This window comes from Mucilaginibacter gossypii (assembly GCF_017569325.2).
In the GTDB taxonomy this organism is placed as follows: domain Bacteria; phylum Bacteroidota; class Bacteroidia; order Sphingobacteriales; family Sphingobacteriaceae; genus Mucilaginibacter; species Mucilaginibacter gossypii.
In genome coordinates this window covers 4,902,309-4,919,537 of sequence record NZ_CP071878.2, presented here as the reverse complement: position 1 = coordinate 4,919,537, position 17,229 = coordinate 4,902,309, and the positions used below count along the sequence as shown (strand labels likewise).

At 43.3% G+C, this 17,229-nt stretch carries 15 protein-coding genes; all 15 read left to right on the top strand.

Annotated elements, in window-relative coordinates:
- Positions 1–91: 91 nt before the first annotated feature.
- Positions 92–1,273, top strand: coding sequence for an ROK family protein (locus tag J3L18_RS20550; protein WP_129571592.1), 1,182 nt, complete (start codon positions 92–94; stop codon positions 1,271–1,273).
- A gap of 41 nt (positions 1,274–1,314) precedes the next feature.
- The gene (locus tag J3L18_RS20545) at positions 1,315–4,626 is read left to right on the top strand and encodes a SusC/RagA family TonB-linked outer membrane protein (protein ID WP_129571593.1); all 3,312 of its coding nucleotides are present in this window, start codon (positions 1,315–1,317) and stop codon (positions 4,624–4,626) included.
- An 18-nt stretch (positions 4,627–4,644) separates the two neighbouring features.
- Positions 4,645–6,213, top strand: a complete 1,569-nt coding sequence (locus J3L18_RS20540; RefSeq protein WP_129571594.1) for a SusD/RagB family nutrient-binding outer membrane lipoprotein — start codon at positions 4,645–4,647, stop codon at positions 6,211–6,213.
- Positions 6,214–6,514: 301 nt separating this feature from the next.
- Positions 6,515–6,934 carry a hypothetical protein gene (locus J3L18_RS20535; protein WP_129571595.1) on the top strand — a complete coding sequence of 140 codons (420 nt, stop codon included), beginning with the start codon at positions 6,515–6,517 and terminating at the stop codon, positions 6,932–6,934.
- Positions 6,935–7,330: 396 nt separating this feature from the next.
- The gene (locus J3L18_RS20530; protein ID WP_129571596.1) at positions 7,331–8,674 is read left to right on the top strand and encodes a TolC family protein; all 1,344 of its coding nucleotides are present in this window, start codon (positions 7,331–7,333) and stop codon (positions 8,672–8,674) included.
- 10 nt (positions 8,675–8,684) lie between these two features.
- Positions 8,685–9,794, top strand: a complete 1,110-nt coding sequence (locus tag J3L18_RS20525; protein ID WP_129571597.1) for an efflux RND transporter periplasmic adaptor subunit — start codon at positions 8,685–8,687, stop codon at positions 9,792–9,794.
- Between the two features lie 4 nt (positions 9,795–9,798).
- Positions 9,799–13,023: an efflux RND transporter permease subunit gene (locus J3L18_RS20520; RefSeq protein ID WP_129571598.1), complete on the top strand. Its 3,225-nt coding sequence runs from the start codon at positions 9,799–9,801 to the stop codon at positions 13,021–13,023.
- Positions 13,020–13,325 carry a hypothetical protein gene (locus tag J3L18_RS20515; RefSeq protein ID WP_129571599.1) on the top strand — a complete coding sequence of 102 codons (306 nt, stop codon included), beginning with the start codon at positions 13,020–13,022 and terminating at the stop codon, positions 13,323–13,325. The genes J3L18_RS20520 and J3L18_RS20515 overlap by 4 nt, the downstream gene beginning before the upstream one ends.
- Positions 13,326–13,335: 10 nt before the next feature.
- Positions 13,336–13,521, top strand: a complete 186-nt coding sequence (locus tag J3L18_RS20510) for a YgaP family membrane protein (protein ID WP_091175555.1) — start codon at positions 13,336–13,338, stop codon at positions 13,519–13,521.
- A 159-nt stretch (positions 13,522–13,680) separates the two neighbouring features.
- Positions 13,681–14,133, top strand: coding sequence for an OsmC family protein (locus tag J3L18_RS20505; protein WP_091175553.1), 453 nt, complete (start codon positions 13,681–13,683; stop codon positions 14,131–14,133).
- 10 nt (positions 14,134–14,143) lie between these two features.
- Positions 14,144–15,409: an NAD(P)/FAD-dependent oxidoreductase gene (locus J3L18_RS20500; RefSeq protein WP_129571600.1), complete on the top strand. Its 1,266-nt coding sequence runs from the start codon at positions 14,144–14,146 to the stop codon at positions 15,407–15,409.
- 137 nt (positions 15,410–15,546) lie between these two features.
- Entirely contained in the window at positions 15,547–15,942 is a 396-nt protein-coding gene (locus J3L18_RS20495; protein WP_129571601.1) for a DUF983 domain-containing protein, read from the top strand.
- 9 nt (positions 15,943–15,951) lie between these two features.
- Positions 15,952–16,191, top strand: a complete 240-nt coding sequence (locus J3L18_RS20490; RefSeq protein ID WP_112657487.1) for a hypothetical protein — start codon at positions 15,952–15,954, stop codon at positions 16,189–16,191.
- A gap of 1 nt (position 16,192) precedes the next feature.
- A complete protein-coding gene (locus J3L18_RS20485; protein ID WP_129571602.1) occupies positions 16,193–16,501 on the top strand; it encodes a rhodanese-like domain-containing protein in 309 nt (102 codons plus the stop codon).
- 9 nt (positions 16,502–16,510) lie between these two features.
- The gene (locus tag J3L18_RS20480) at positions 16,511–17,146 is read left to right on the top strand and encodes a Crp/Fnr family transcriptional regulator (protein ID WP_129571603.1); all 636 of its coding nucleotides are present in this window, start codon (positions 16,511–16,513) and stop codon (positions 17,144–17,146) included.
- Positions 17,147–17,229: the final 83 nt, after the last annotated feature.

Here is a 17,229-nt window from a genome sequence, read left to right as displayed (position 1 = left end):
AAATCTATATCATACTTTTTAAAAAAAATAAAAAGTTTTCTTTTGTTATTAAATTAATTTATTTAAATATGCAGATATAAACCCCTGCTACATGTTTCTTAAGCATATTGACCTCATTAAAGGACTTTATTACAGTAAAACAGCTTCCCTTAACGACCTGAGTATTTATACTGGCCGAAGCATTCCTTATGTGACCAAAGGGATAGCCGACTTGATGAAGTTAGATATTGTAAAGGAAGTAGGTATAAGGGCCTCAAGCGGAGGCAGAAAGCCCGCAACTTATTCATTGATAGCTGATACCGGTTTTATCATTTCGGTAGCTATGAACCAGTTTTTGACAAGAATTGTAATTGTCAATATGAATAATGAGTTTGTGGGAGAGGTGCAGGAGTTTGAATTAAAACTGGGCGATAACAAGGATGCTATCCATTCATTGATAGCCTGTATCAAGGCTGTAGTTGTTAATTCAGGATTAGCCCAAGATAAGTTTTTAGCTATAGGGATTACCATGCCTGGATTTATTGACGCGTTTTTGGGTAATAACCTGAGCTTTCTTAAAGTCCCGGAAGAAACATTGGTAACCTACATTGCCAAACACGCCGGACTACCTGTATTTATTGAAAATGACTCGACAGCCATAGCTTTGGCTGAGCAAAAATTTGGACTTCCCATTGCCCGTAATAACTCCATGATCATTAACCTGGGCTGGGGTGTTGGTTTGGGGATGATTATCAATAAAGAGATATTTAAAGGACACAGCGGTTTTGCGGGAGAGTTTAGCCATTTGCCGCTTCATAAAAACGGAAAGCTATGCTCATGCGGTAAGCAGGGCTGCCTGGAAACAGAAGCTTCTTTGTTGGCTATTGAAGCTAAAGCTGCTGAAGGCCTGAAACAGGGGCAGGTTAGCAGCCTCCTAAAATACGATACCGTATCGGCAGATAATATCATTGATGAAGCACTTAAAGGTGATGCCTTTGCAATAAAAATCATTGCCGAGGCAGCTTATTTTATTGGTCAGGGCTTGGCCATATTGCTGCATTTAATGAATCCCGAAAGTATCATTTTAAGCGGAAAGGGGAGCGTTATCGGTAAATTATGGCTCAGCCCCATTCAGCAGGCCATGAACGAGCACTGCATTCCCCACTTAACCACCTACACCCAATTGGCGGTTTCAAACCTGGGCAATAACGCGCAACTGTTAGGAGGCGTAACCACGGTGATTGAAAATCTATATAAACTTAATCCGCAGGCCAATATTTCCGAGCCTACATAAACATATTCAAGGTCTTTTTTTAACTCAATTAATCAATTTTCATGCAACAATTTTATCTAAACTTGAAAAGGTGGGTGGTCCTGCTACTGCCCCTTTTTATCTCGGCAAATTTATTTGCCCAAACCAATGTTACGGGAGTGGTGCGCGATGACGCCGGGCCTTTACCGGGTGTAACCGTGTTAGTTGTGGGTACAACAACCGGAGTACAAACCAACATAAACGGTGCGTACAGCATTAAAGTGGCTAAGGGTGCAGTGCTTAAATTTTCATCTGTAGGCTATACACCAAAAGAAGTTACCGTGGGCGACAATGCTGTGATCAACGTAACTCTGGCTGCAGGTAAAGGCGAATTAAATGAAGTGGTAGTTACCTCATTTGGTATCAAACGCCAGGAAAAATCCCTGGGTTATGCTACTACCACCATTACAGCGAAGCAGTTAACTGAGGCCGGTAATACTAACTTTGCTTCGGCATTGTACGGTAAAGCTCCTGGTGTTAAAATCACTACGGCGCCGGGTGGTTCAAGCAGTGCTGTAAACGTGCAGATCCGCGGTATCAACTCACTTAACTACAACACTCAACCCCTGTATGTTGTAGACGGTGTTATTATCCGCAATAACAGTGAGGCAGGTGCCGGTGGTTCAAATAACGGTGGATACTGGTCTGATCAGCGGATCAGGGGTAACGGTATCCTGGATATCAACCCACAGGATATCGAAACGCTTACCGTGTTAAAGGGCGCAAGTGCTACAGCGCTTTACGGATCTGACGCAATGAGCGGTGCTATTGTTATCACTACTAAAAAAGGCTCAAGATCAAGAGGCCTTGGTGTTGATTTCAACTATGTAGGTACTGCCGAGCAGGTGGCTTTTACACCAAATTTCCAAAACGTTTACGGTCCTGGTTATGACCGTGCCACCAACCTTGCAGGTGGTTTTACCGAAGATGGCTGGTTAGCCGATGCTAATTCACCATCAGGATACAGACCACGTTTTAGCTCATACGCGCAATTTGGCCCTAAAATGGAAGGTCAAAAAATCAGGTGGTGGGATGGCGAGATCAGGGATTACACTCCGCAGCCAAATAACTACAAAGATCTATTTCAAACGGGCTATAGCTCAAACGCCAACATCGCTATATCAAACCAAACAGACAACGTTAATTACCGTTTGTCGGCAACCCGTTTGGATTATACCGGTATACAGCGTGGTCAAAAACAACAAAAAAACTCATTTAACTTAAACACTACTGTTAAGTTAAGTAATAAAATTAGCGCGGATATCGTTGCGAGCTATGTAAATACCTTAACTCATAACCGTCCGTATCAGTTAGGCCGTGTTTTAGCCAACTTTGGTGGCTTCTTAAACCGTTCGGAAAAAGCAGATGTATTGCTGGATAACTATCAAACATCTGAAGGTTATAAATACGTAACCCTTGGCAACGCAGCCAGAAATCCAGCTGAGGCTTTCAAATACAATATGAGTGGTGCGGATATTATGGACTTTTTCTGGACGCAGTTAAAGAACAGCGAAGATGAAACAGAAAACCGTTTAATCACCAGTGCCACTTTAAACTGGGACGTGCTTAAAAATGTAAAGTTCAGAGGACGTATCGGCAGTGATTATACAGGCCGCAATACCGATTCGAAACAGTATAACGAGTACCCTACGGCCTTTAATGGTTCGTCAAGTACTGGTTATTATGGCGTTACTAAAGGACAATATTCAATTACTTACGGCGACTTATTATTAACCTATTCGCCAAAACTTACCAAAGATCTGAGCATGTCTGTTAGCGGCGGTTATACTTCGCGCAGCGAAACTTACCGTGATCAGTCTTCAGGTACTAATGGCGGTTTGGTAACCGAAAATTTCTTTTCTTTATCAAATTCATACGGTGTACAAAATACAACGGCCACCCGCGGTTTTCTGAAAAGCCAGGCATTTTTTGGGGTCTTAAACTTTAATTATAAAAATTATTTGTTTTTAGAAGGTACCGCGCGTAACGAGTCGGCTTCAACGCTTCCTCCCAAAAACAACACCTATTTTTATCCATCGGTAAATGCGGGTTTTGTGTTTACAGATGCTTTTCATATGCCTGAATTTATCAGCTATGGAAAATTAAGGTCATCGTACGGTGTGGTTGGTAATAGGGCGCCAAGGTATGTGGCAAATGTGTTATATAATCAATCATCGTTGCAAACACAAACGGCATCTGTTACCCAGCTTACTTATGATTCGGCCTATGGCAACTTACAATTGAAGCCAGAGATGAAATATGAGCAGGAATATGGCTTGGAAACCCGTTTCCTAAGAGATCGCTTAGGATTTGATTTTACTTACTACAGCAACAAAGTTAAAGACGTAATTATGGCGTTAAATGTTGCGCCATCTAACGGAGCAGCCAACTTATTGGCCAATGCTGCTACTTTACATAGCAACGGCTTTGAGGTTGCTTTAAACGGTAAACCTATTACCGGTAAATTTAACTGGGATGTGCGTTTAAATTTTGCCATAAACCGTTCTAAAACAAACAACCTGGCTCCTGGCTTTGACAAGCTTACCTTCTACTATGGTGATCAGTCTGCATTAGCGGTGGTAGCCGAGGCCAACCAACTTATAGGTAATATTTTGGTCTACCCGGTTGCAAAAGACGCTAACGGTAATAAGATAGTAAATGGTGACGGCTTGTATACAATTGATAAATCAAAATATGTGAATGTAGGTAATATACAGCCTAAAGTTGTAGGTGGTATTGCCAACACTTTCAATTATAAAGGTTTCTCTCTTGACGTGTTGGTTGATTACCGTTTGGGCGGTAAAATGGTATCAAACCCATTAAAATATGGAACTGCTGCAGGTATGTACGAAAGCACTTTACAATATCGTGATGCTGCCCACGGTGGTTTGGCTTATTATATTGACGGCAATGGTGGCAAGCACTTAGGGACTGCACCAAACGGTGGCAAAACCTATAACGACGGTGTTATATTACCGGGTGTAAATGAAAGCGGACAGAAAAACACAACGATTGTTGATGCAGCTTCATATTACCTGAACACTTATGACTGGGGAGACAACTCTGTAAACGAAAACGCAGTATTTAAAAACAACTACGTGAAATTGCGTGAAGTTGTATTGGGGTACAGGTTGCCTGCAAGCGTAAGCAAGGCGCTGCATGTGAATAACTTAAGGTTCTCGTTAGTTGGCAGGAACTTATTGTATGTATACCGAACACTTAAAAACCTTGACCCTGAGGCCCCAATTGGCGATACTTGGTACAGGCAAGGAGTTGATGAAGGTTCATCACCAGCTACCAGGAGTTTTGGGTTTTCATTAAACGCGAATTTTTAATAGAACAAGTCATTAATTATGAAAAAGAATTTTAAAAATATAGGATACGCGTTTTTGCTTGCTTTATCATTGGGAAGCTGCAAAAAAAGCATCGACGAGAAATTTAATAACCCGGAAAAAACATCCGTGGTAACTATCCCGTACATGTTTACCGGTATGTTGAATAATACCAGGGTAAGGGCTGAGTACTGGCATTACAGAACGTTTGTATTAACGGCCACAGCTGATTTTTCACAAACATGTTTCCTGCCTAATACCAATACCGTATATCAGCCTAATGACGGATACATGGGCAACCGCTGGGAAGATTTTTATCATCCAAATGGTTCGGCCAATGGTGTAATGGCTTTGTACCGTACCATGGAAGTTACCTATAACCAAATGTCGGCTACGGATAAGGCGTCTAACGATGTAATCATGAATGCTGCCCGAGTGGTTTTATATGACCAGGCATCAGAAATGGTTGATTGCTGGGGTGACATTCCGTTTAGCGAAGCAGGTAGCCTTGAGACAAGCGCTACTGTAAAAAATCCAAAATTTGACGATCAGATAGCGCTTTACAAAAGCTTCATCGCTGGTTTGGATGCTGCTTCAACATATTTTAAAACAGCTACATTATCAGGCCAGTCAAGCAAAGCATTTACACAACAGGATATCTTGTTAGGCGGCAGCGTTGACAAATGGAGAAGGTACGCTAACTCTATCCGTTTACGTATGCTGATGCGTATGTCTTTTTATGATGAAGCTGGTTCAAAAACCGAAGTAGCCAAAATGCTTGCTGATCCAACATCATATCCATTGATTGATGGAGGTAATACTGCGGCTTACAGCCCGGCGGCTACCGACGTTTTATTAACACCGTTAACTACTTACACCGGATCGTTGCAAAACGCACTTACCGAAGGTGGTAGTAATTATGCGCCAGACTACCTGTTAAATACCGTATTGTTGCCAGCTAATGATCCAAGGATCCCGGTATTATATGATAAAAATGGTAACAAAACCTACCAGGCAATGCCGGTAACTTTTACAAGCGAGCAGGCTTCAACTGACGCTGCAAAATATTCGGTAGTTGATTCAACCACTTTCTTAACCAATAACAAACTTCCGGGTATCGTAATAACCGCACCTGAGGTTAACTTCCTGAAAGCTGAGGCTTTTGAGCGTTGGGGAGGTGGTGATGCTAAAGCAGCTTACGAAACTGCGGTTAGCCAGTCTGTTTACTATTATTTTTATCTGAACAGCTTAGGTACCGGTAATAAACCAACTTTAAACGCAGCTGATATTGCCACTTTATTAAGTTCGGCTTCGGTAGCTTATACAGGTACACAAACCCAAAAACTGGCAAAAATATGGACACAGAAATGGGCGCATTTCGGCTTTATGCAAGGCACCCAGGCCTGGAGCGAATACAGGCGTACAAAATATCCAGTATTGAATTTCCCAAGTACAGGTAAATTGGCCAATTACACTACTCCGCCAAACAGGTTAGTATATCCAAGTATCGAAACAGGTCTTAACAGTCATTATAATGATGTAAAGGCAAAAGATACCCGTACAACAAAGATCTTCTGGGATGTGAAATGAGATGCCAGATAATAGTTGATTGAGGAGCCGCCCACGCTTGTGGGCGGCTTTTTTTATGTATAAATATTTTTTTCTATGCGCGATACGTGCAAAATCAAATCATGTGCCACGCCCGGATAGTAATCATCAATAAACACTCTATCTGACTTTCAGAATTGTGGAGCGATGTGAATAGCCAGCATTGGTTCTTAAGGCGGCTATTCGGTGGGTAAGATAAAACTTTAAATTTACTCCCCCCATCGCTTTCCTTTTTGATACGAATTGATGGCAACCGCTGACCGACAACAAAATACCGGTTCAAATGATATGGGCAGGAAAGCCTTATCCAATGGATTATGAGGCAATAGCCAGTTTTGATAAGATCGTAAACTTAGGTAAGTATTACCCAAACTGCGCGATTTTAGCCGGTTATGAATTGCGTTTATCACGACTGCTTAAACAAGGGGCAGATGCCTGGCTCAACACGCCGCGGCTGACCCGCGAAGCTTCAGGTACGAGCGGGATGTCGGCGGCAATGAACGGATGTGTTAATGTTTCGATTCCTGATGGCTGGTTTCCGGAATTCGTTGTGGATAGAGTGAATGGCTTTGTTGTTCCTAACACTCAAATTAGTGAACATGAATTTCAACGGGATAAACCGATGCCCATAACCTGTACAACTTGTTGTAAAAAACGATCATTCCGCTGTATTATAATCATCCCGATCAGTGGCTCAGTATGATCACGGCCAGCATGCAGGGTATATTACCTCGTTTTGACAGCGATCGGATGGCAGATGAGTGCTATACAGCTTTATACCACCCGGCCTCAATCCTAACGTCCATAGTTCACCTAAAGACAAAAATCATCTTAATTCCTGATAATGAGCATTTATTTAATAGTTAATCGCCCTGAACTTTATAATCAGATTAACTAAATCATTGGTTTCTGCCAGATGCTGGAGAGAATGATTACACCAGGGTGAATGCTATTTCCAATCCTATTTTTTGATTTAGCATTGCCGGTCAAAACGAGATGAGAGCCCGATGGGACGTAAATACTTGTACCTGGCAGCGTAGGTAACAAATGTTACCGTTTAACTTTTTTGCTGAAACTACTTTTGTTAAAAACTTAATTGATGAACAAAATAAAGCAATTGATCAAATGGGCACTGATGCTCTATATAGGAATACCAGGCTTCCTCGCAATAGCGCAAGCGCAGGACATCCACCAAAAGCTAAGCCTGAATGAGGCCATTTTGGCAGCTTTAGCCAATAACAAAGCTATTCGAGTGGCTGGTCTGGACGAGCGTATTGCGGAGTCAAATTTCAACCAGACCCAGGCGATCTTTCTGCCGCAGGTTGATCTCTCTTATACAGCTATGAGCACAAACAATCCGCTCAGCGCTTTTGGTTTTAAACTGCAGCAGCGCAGCATTACTCAAAACGATTTTAATCCTGCTTTTTTAAACCATCCTTCTGCAACACCGGATTATATGGCACAAGTGGAGGTCAAACAACCCCTGCTCAACATTGATATGCTATACATGCGTAAAGGTGCTGAAAAACAAACCGAAATTTACCGGTATAAGACACAGCGCACCCAGGAGTACACTACTTTCGAAATCACGAAAGCGTTTTTGCAGCTGCAACTGGCCTACCAGGCGGAGAAAGTTTTGACGGAAGCAAGACAAACAGCAAAGTCTGTATATACCTTCACCGAAAATCACTTTAAACAAGGGTTGATCCAAAAGTCGGACTTATTGAATGCCCAAGTGCATGTAACCTCGGTTGAAAGTAACCTGGCAAAAGCAAGAAGCAGTATCCTTAACGCTTCTGATTACCTCAGCTTGTTAATGGGGCAGCCGACCGGGAAAATTTACAGCATCGCTGATGAGCCGCAAACAAACTTGTCAGTTATCGACAGCACGCAAAAGATATTCGCTAACCGGTCAGACTTTATGGCCATGCAGAAAGCAATTGATGCATCCAGCCTGATGATCAAATCGAGCCAGATGAGTTACCTGCCAAAGCTGAATGCCTTTGGCAATTACCAGTATAACGACAGCCGTTTAGCCGGGTTCGGTGCTAAAGCTTACCTGGTCGGTATACAGTTATCGTGGAACGTTTTTAACGGGAATAAGACCAAACATGTTATTGCCGCACAAAAACTGGAGCGTGACAAACTTACCATGCAGTTAGCTCAGCAAAAAGACCAGAGCCAATTGGAGCTTGACAAAGCTTACCGCGACCTGTCCGATGCACAATTTGAAATGGGCCAGGACCAGGCCGCGATAGAACAGGCAGCCGAGGCCCTGAGAATCTTACAGAACCGTTACCAGCAAGGGCTGGTCAATACCACAGATATATTGACTTCAGATACGCAGTTGTCCCAATTGAAATTTTCGCTTGCACAGGCGCGGTTTACTGCAGATGTGACTAACGCCTATATCACATTATTAACAACAACGACCACCAAATAAACCATCAGATATGAACTTGCCGATCCATAAAAACAGGACTTTACAGCTATTTGCAACGATGGGTTTGCTGCTTATTAGCTCCTGTTCTTCCAACGAAAAAAAAGACACATACGCCGGTGCAGATACCGCCATTTTTGTTACGGTAAGCCAACCTTCGGCTGATGCCAACCAGGGATTGACGGTAAGCGGACAAGTAGAAGCCAGTCAAACAGCCAATATCAGCACCAGGGTCATGGGCTATATCACGAAGATCAATGTTAAAGTGGGCGACCGGGTGAATAAAGGGCAAACGCTGGCGACTATCAGCAATGACGATATCCTGGCGAAACGGGCCCAGGCCGATGCGATGATAACAGAAGCTGAAGCTGGTTTTAAGAACGCACAAAAGGACTATGACCGCTTTACCGCATTGTATAAACAGCAAAGTGCTTCAGCTAAGGAACTCGACAATATTACACTGCAATACAGTTCGGCAAAAGCACGATTGGAAGCAGCAAAACAACAACGTAATGAGGTAAACGCCACGCTCAGTTACACCAGCCTGACCGCTCCTTTTTCAGGAACCGTAACTCAGAAAATGATGGATGCCGGTAGCATGGCCACCCCCGGAATGCCACTATTGACCATTGAACAAAGCGGGAGCTACCAGGTGAGCGCAACTGTGCCTGAAAGCGAGATCAGCCTAATAACAAAAGATGCGCAGGTAACGATAAATGTCGATGCGATTCATAAAGTGATTAATGGCAAAATAACGCAAATCAACCAGTCTTCTGAAAACAGCGGCGGCCAGTATATGATCAAAGTAAATATCCCAGATAACGAAAAGCAAGGCTTGTTTGCCGGCATGTACGCCAATGTGGCCATCCCGTTACCATCGGCAATAAAAACCAACAATACTGGTAGTCAGTTGATGGTTCCGGTATCGGCTATCGAATATAAGGACCAATTAACTGGCTTATACACTATTGGCAGTAACCATACCGCCTTGCTTCGCTGGGTAAGGCTGGGCAAAGCGCAGGGTAACCAGGTAGAAGTATTAAGCGGACTGGCTTTAAATGAGCAATTTATTGTCAGCGCAGAAGGCAGATTGTATAACGGTGTAGCTGTTAAAATAAAATAAGAACATGAAAGACGGATTTGCAGGAAATATTGCTAAGGCATTTATACAGTCGAAATTAACCATACTGTTGATGATCGCCTTTTTACTCATTGGTGGTTACAGCACTTTCTTAATTCCGCGCGAGGAAGAGCCACAGATACAGGTACCGATGGCCGATATTTTTATCGGGTACCCCGGTGCCTCCCCCAAAGATGTGGAAACCAAAGTTGCGGCACCAATTGAAAAAATGATCTCGAATATCAAAGGCGTAGAATACGTTTATTCAACTTCTATGCAGGGACAAGCCATGGTGATCGTGCAGTTTAACGTGGGCGAAGATGTGGAGCGTTCATTAGTAAAGCTTTACAGCGAGCTATTGAAGAATATGGATAAAATGCCGCAAGGCGTTACGCTGCCATTGATCAAGACCAGGGCCATTGATGATGTGCCGGTATTAGGGTTAACGTTATGGAGTGATAAATATGACGATTACCAGCTGAAACAGATGGGACAGGAGTTGGCTAACGAGATCAAGAAAATCAACGATGTATCTGATGTCAATATCATCGGCGGCCGTAACCGCGAGGTAAAAGTATTGCTGGATAAAAGTAAGATGGCCGAAAGCCATGTGGACTTTTTGTCGTTGAGCAAACAAATTCAGGGTAGTAATATGCAATTACCAGGTGGCACACTGCTGCAAAAAGATACTGCCTTTTCCGTCGAAACCGGGAATTTTCTCACTTCATCAGATGATGTTGGCAATTTGGTGGTAGGTATTAACCAGCAGCAGCCGGTTTATCTGAAACAGATAGCCAAAGTTGATGAGGGTGCGGAAACGCCGAATCAGTATGTGCTGTTTGGTTATGGGAAAGCGGATACTAAAAATGTTCAAGCCTTTAAATCGAATTACCCGGCTGTCACCCTATCTGTCGCCAAAAAGAAAGGCGCGGATGCCATGAAATTGTCTGAACAGATCCTTGGTAAGGTGGAGCATTTAAAAGCAAGTTTATTGCCTGACGATGTGCATCTAACCGTCACCCGTAATTATGGCGAAAGCGCGTCAGACAAGGTGGGGGAATTACTGCTTCACCTGTTTATCGCCATCGTGGTGGTAACCGTATTTGTAATGCTGGCGATGGGCTGGCGAGGTGGATTAGTTGTATTTCTTTCTGTGCCGGTAACCTTCGCGCTTACGTTGTTTGCCTACTACTTTATGCATTACACGCTTAACCGAATTACCTTGTTCGCTTTGGTGTTTATTACGGGTATCGTTGTAGATGATTCTATTATCGTCGCCGAAAATATGCACCGGCACTTTAAAATGAAAAAATTGCCGCCATTGCAGGCCGCCATCTATGCCATTAACGAGGTTGGTAATCCTACCATACTGGCAACCTTCACTGTAATTGCAGCTGTATTGCCAATGGCTTTTGTATCCGGTATGATGGGGCCTTATATGAGCCCAATGCCGATAGGAGCCTCAATCGCTATGATCTTATCGCTGATAGTTGCTTTGACCTTAACCCCCTACCTGGGTTACATTTTTTTACGCGAGAAAGAGAAGCATGGTATCGCTGACGAAGAAAGCAAACCAAAACTACTGGAAGAAACCCGCATCTATAAAATATACCGCTCATTTATACGGCCTTTACTCGAAACCCGGTGGAAACGCTGGGCATTTATACTAAGCATCGTGGTGATCCTGTTCGCATCGTTATCGATGTTCTACACCAAGGCGGTGGCCGTTAAAATGCTGCCATTTGATAACAAGAATGAATTTCAGGTAGTGGTTGATATGCCGGAAGGAACCACTCTCGAAAAGACACAGGCCGTAGCAAAAGATATAGGATCCTATGTATCCAGGCAAGTACTTGTCAGGAATTATGAAACCTACATCGGCACTTCTGCCCCGATCAGCTTCAACGGGTTGGTGCGCCATTATGATCTGCGCCGGGGAGACAATGTTGCCGATATACAGGTTAACCTGGTTGATAAAAATGACCGCAGCATCCAAAGTCACGACATCGCCAAAGAAATGCGTGGTCCAATACAGGAAATTGCCAAAAAATATAATGCCAATGTGAAGATCGTGGAAGTTCCCCCGGGTCCACCGGTGTTGTCAACCTTGGTGGCTGAAATTTACGGGCCTGATTATAAGGAGCAGATCAAAGTGGCCAGGCAGGTAACAACTTTAATGAATAAAACCTCCAATGTGGTAGACGTTGACTGGATGGTCGAAGACGACCAGCCGGAATATCATATTGAAGTGAATAAGGAAAAAGCAATGCGTTATGGTATCGCTACGGCACAAATAGCTGCAACGGTTAACGCCGGGCTGTCGGGTATGCCGGTTGGCAATACAGCCCAGCCCGCTGCTTATAACCAAACCGCAATTAAGCTACAGTTGAGCGACGCCGATAAGAGCAATATAGATGATGTGCTGAACCTAAAGGTGATTGGATTACAGGGGAACGCAGTACCCGTAAAGGACCTGGTTACCGTAACGCGGCAGACCAAACCGAAAAGCATATACCGTAAAAATCAAAAAGAAGTAGTTTATGTACTGGGTGATATGGCTGGTGACCTGGAAAGTCCATCTTATGCTATTTCGGATGTTTCTGACCACCTGAAGTCGGTGACAGTTCCCAAAGGCTTTTCGCTAAAAGAGGAATACACTCATCAGCCGGAACTGGAGGATAATTACAGCCTGAAATGGGATGGGGAATGGCAGATCACTTTTGAAGTATTTCGCGACCTGGGTATCGCTTTCGCCGTAGTAATCATCATGATCTATATCCTGATCGTAGGCTGGTTCCAGAATTTTACGGTGCCGCTGGTGATGCTTGCTGCGATACCGCTTTCATTGATAGGTATTGTGTTAGGCCACTGGATGCTGCACGCTTATTTTACCGCAACCTCCATGATTGGTTTTATAGCCCTCGCCGGTGTGATGGTGCGTAACTCTATCTTACTGATCGACTTTATCAATATCAGGCTGGATGAGGGCATCCCGCTCAAACAAGCCATTATCGAAGCTGGTGCGGTACGGACTACGCCTATATTACTAACAGCCGGCGCAGTGGCCTTAGGCGCAGTGATCATTCTGTTCGACCCGATCTTTCAGGGGCTTGCTATCTCGCTGATGGGCGGTACGATCACTTCCACCTTCCTAACCCTGATCGTGGTGCCCTTATTATATTTCAAGATGATGCGTAAAACTCATCTTAATCCTAAAAAATCCGCGTCATGAAACTATTGGTCGTAACCTGTCTAAAAGAATGCGTGGGCGATATTTCAAAAATATTTAAAGAGGCAAACATTAATGTTTTTAGTACCAGCGAAATCATAGGACAGAAGCAAGGTAAAGGCACTAATTTTTTGGAAGATTGGTTTGCCAGCGGCGATGAAAAAGTTGAGTCAATGATGATCTTCACGTTTACGCCGTCGGCAAATGCGAAAAAAGGTATGGAATTAATAAAAATTTATAACGAAACGCATGATGAAAAATTTCCGGTCAGGACATTCATCATGCCGGTAGAGAAATTTCTATAATCTAAAAAATATGAAAGAAAGAATAGTACGTGCCGTTGCCGGCACTATGGTGTTAACCAGTATCATATTGGCCTACACAATAAATATCCAGTGGTTATGGCTGGGTGTTTTTGTCGGACTTAATTTAGTCCAGTCCGCTTTTACGAGGTTTTGTCCTTTGGAATTGATCTTAAAGGCAGTAGGCGTCAAAGATTGATAACGGGAAGGTTTGTAACGGATCGTTCAAGTTGCCCCCCGTTAGTGCTAAGCGCCCGATAAGTGATGAACATCATGAATGAGGCTATTGACGGTCATTATTTGTTTATTATAACAAAGGTAAATTGGCTTTCTGATCAATACAAAATGGAAACAACCGATGGAAGCGCATTATTATAACGTAGAAGTTAACTGGAATACAGAACGCAAAGGCATGATGTGTTCCCCCGAGTTAAACCGGGATGCCGGCAGTTGCATTGAAGTCGCGACACCCCCCGAGTTTCCGAAAGGGGTTCCCGGGATCTGGTCGCCCGAGCATTTGTTCACGGCCGCCGTGAGTAGCTGTTTAATGACCACCTTCTTAGCCATTGCAGAAAATTCGAAACTCTCATTTGTGAGCTTCAGCTGCAATTCAAAAGGGAAACTCGAACAGGTGGACGGGAAATTCATGATGACCGAGGTTATTCTTGAGCCCACGGTAACCATCGCTGATGAAAAAGACAGGGAAAGAGCCGAAAGGGTGTTGCAAAAATCAGAAACGGCCTGTCTCATCTCCAATTCAGTCAGGTCAAAGATCATCATGACCCCATTAATCAAAGTTCTCAACATTTAAATTAACTTGTATGTCAAAACCTCATATCATTATCCTCGGCTGCAATTTTGCCGGGCTTACAACAGCCAGATATATTCATGCTGCTGTAAAGGACAAGGCGAACATTACCATCATTGATCGTAAAGCATTACTCACCTTTGTTCCCAATATCCCTATGCAGGTTTTGGCCAATATCAACCCGGCAATCGACCTGCAATATAAATTCATGTCGTACCTGGAACATGACGGAAGTGAATTTATCCAGGCAGAGGTAACTACCATTGATGCCGATACCAACACCGTATTTTACCAGCCGAACGAACGGCCCGGTCACCCGGTAAGAAAAATAAAATATGATTACCTGGTTGTTGCGCTGGGTAACCGCCTGGCTTACGATGCGGTGGACGGTTTTAATGAGAACGGACATAGCGTTACGGACGCTTTTTTGGGTAACCGGCTGAGAAATTACCTGCATAAGGAATACAAAGGAGGGCCTATAGCGCTCACCTCTGATGTTTTTCACCAGGGCAAGAGCTGGAAGCTGCCGTCCGGCTTGCCTATAGCCATGACTGCATGCGAAGGCCCGCCTGTTGAACTTGCATTTTCATTGGCACACTGGCTGGAAAAAAATCAAAAAGGCAATGCCGAAACAATTTATCTATCAACTCCTGCAAAAGTAATTGCGGAAGATGCAGGAGAAACGATATTGCATCAGCTATTACCCATGATGGCAAAAATGGGCTACCATTACCAGGCAAATACAAATGGTATCAAAAAGATCTATAACGGCGGTATTGAGTTTAACGATGGTTCGTCACAGGAAGCAGAGGTATCTATCATTTTCCCCGACTGGCAGGCACATCCCTTTTTAAAGGAATTGCCTTTTACCGATGATATGGGTTTTGTCGTCACCGATCTGTATATGCGCAATCCCGATTATCAGAATATTTTCGCGGTTGGTGACGCCGCTGCAATTACCGTTCCTAAGATCGGGTCACTGGGCCACATGGAAGCCGAAGTATTGGCTAACACTATAGCGAAAGAATTAGGCGCCATTAAGGGAGATATTAAACCTATGGAATTTGAACTGCTGTGCATGGGTGATATGGGTGGCATAAAAGGTTTTTACATGCGTACCAATGAATGGTGGGGCGGTAAGGAAAGCCACCTGGAGATGGGCATTACACCTTACGCCCTGAAAATGGGCTTTAAGCAAATGTATTATACCCTGGGCGGGAAAATTCCGCAATGGGGGCTGGCATTAAGTGAAATGATTGGGGATCATACCGTTCTGTAAAAAAATATTAGTGCCTTTAACTATGAAGTAAATCTTAGAAAGACAGTCGTTGAAAATCGAGTGTAACATTTGTTACCGTTGCTAAAGCTGATTCGAGGGATCTTTGTGTGATCATTAGATACTTAACCATCATTAAAATGGAAGAGAAGCAAGAAAAGGCGCTGGCGATGTGGCCGGCCATTGTCAAAGCCAAATGCCGGGTCGGAGATATTTATACCAGCCCTTTATATAGTTTAAGCGGCCAGAAAATGCACATCAATTGCCCGCATTGCGGGATGACCTATGAGCGGGAACCGGGATATTTCTATGGTGCTATGTATGTAAGTTACGCTTTTATCGTGGCCGAACTGGTAGCCCTGGCCATTGGTACATCCATCATAACAGGAAGCGATAACCCCTGGTTGTACATTATCGTTTTATTAGGTGTTGTTGGCCTGCTTGCCCCTTTCAACATGAGATACTCAAGGGTTATCCTGCTCCATTGGTTGACTCCAGGCCTCCATTATCATCCGGATTTAAGTGCCGGTCATTAATATGAGGTTATGAAAAATACGATACTGTACAATTGGACCTTGGGCCGCAGGCTTTGGGTCATTATCGGCTTAGTGATTATTACGGAAGGGATTTTCAAAAAAGATTTAGTAAGCTTTATCGGAGGCCTGATTTATACCGGGATAGGGGTATTTAACAAAACGCTGTGTTCAACCGGCTTGTGTTCGTTTTCTCCTAAAATAATAGAAACGCCAACCGATGACAATGGCACCAAACAAATAAAAAATTAATATGAATTTATTTAAGCAGTTATTTGGCGGCTCGCCGTCTGTTGACCTGGAAAGTCTAATCAAAGATGGCGCATTTTTAGTTGATGTACGCACTCCCGGTGAGTTTGCAGGCGGCCACGCTAAAGGTTCTGTCAATATTCCGTTAGACCAGTTGCCGCAACAACTTTCCAGGTTCAGGAATAAGAAAAATATCATTGTTTGCTGTCAAAGCGGAGGCAGGAGCGGGCAGGCAAAAGTAATATTAGAAAAAAGCGGTATAACCAATGTCATCAATGGCGGAAACTGGAATAATGTAGCGCAATACTGTTAACTTAGCTACATGGATGAATCTGCCAATTTTGCTTTTCAGTTTGAACCCGCGCTGATAGAAGAAATTGAGACGTTTGGTGAATTACGCTCATTCAAAGACGGTGATATCATTATGGATTACGGAAAATACATCCGTATGATGCCCCTCGTAGTAAGAGGTACATTAAAGGTATTGAAAAAGGATGATAATGGCAATGAGATATTGCTATACTATTTATCCAGCAGCGAAACCTGCTCTATGGCATACAGTTGTTGCCTGGAAGAAAAAAAGAGCGAAGTTAAAGCCATCGCTGAAGGGGACCTTCAGATCATAGCCATTCCGCATAACAAGCTGGATGAATGGCTGTGCAAATACCCCAGCTGGAAAAATTATATCATGCGGAGCTTCAATGAGCGTTTTTCAGAATTGTTAAAATCGATAGAAAGTATCGCGTTTCATAAGCTGGACGACAGACTGATCGCTTATTTGAAAGAAAAGAAGAGATTATCAGGTTCCAATCTGATTAAAGCCTCCCACTACCAGATTGCCGATGAGCTGGCCACTTCCAGGGTAGTTATTTCACGCCTCCTAAAAATCCTTGAAAATAACGGGAAGATTTTACTATATCGCAACGAGATCAAGTTACTACATAATTTCGACGCTTAGTTATTCCAGCCCAACATTGTTCTTAATAAAGATCTCGACATTTTATTTAAATAAGACCAAGATCATCTTTCTATGTAACATTT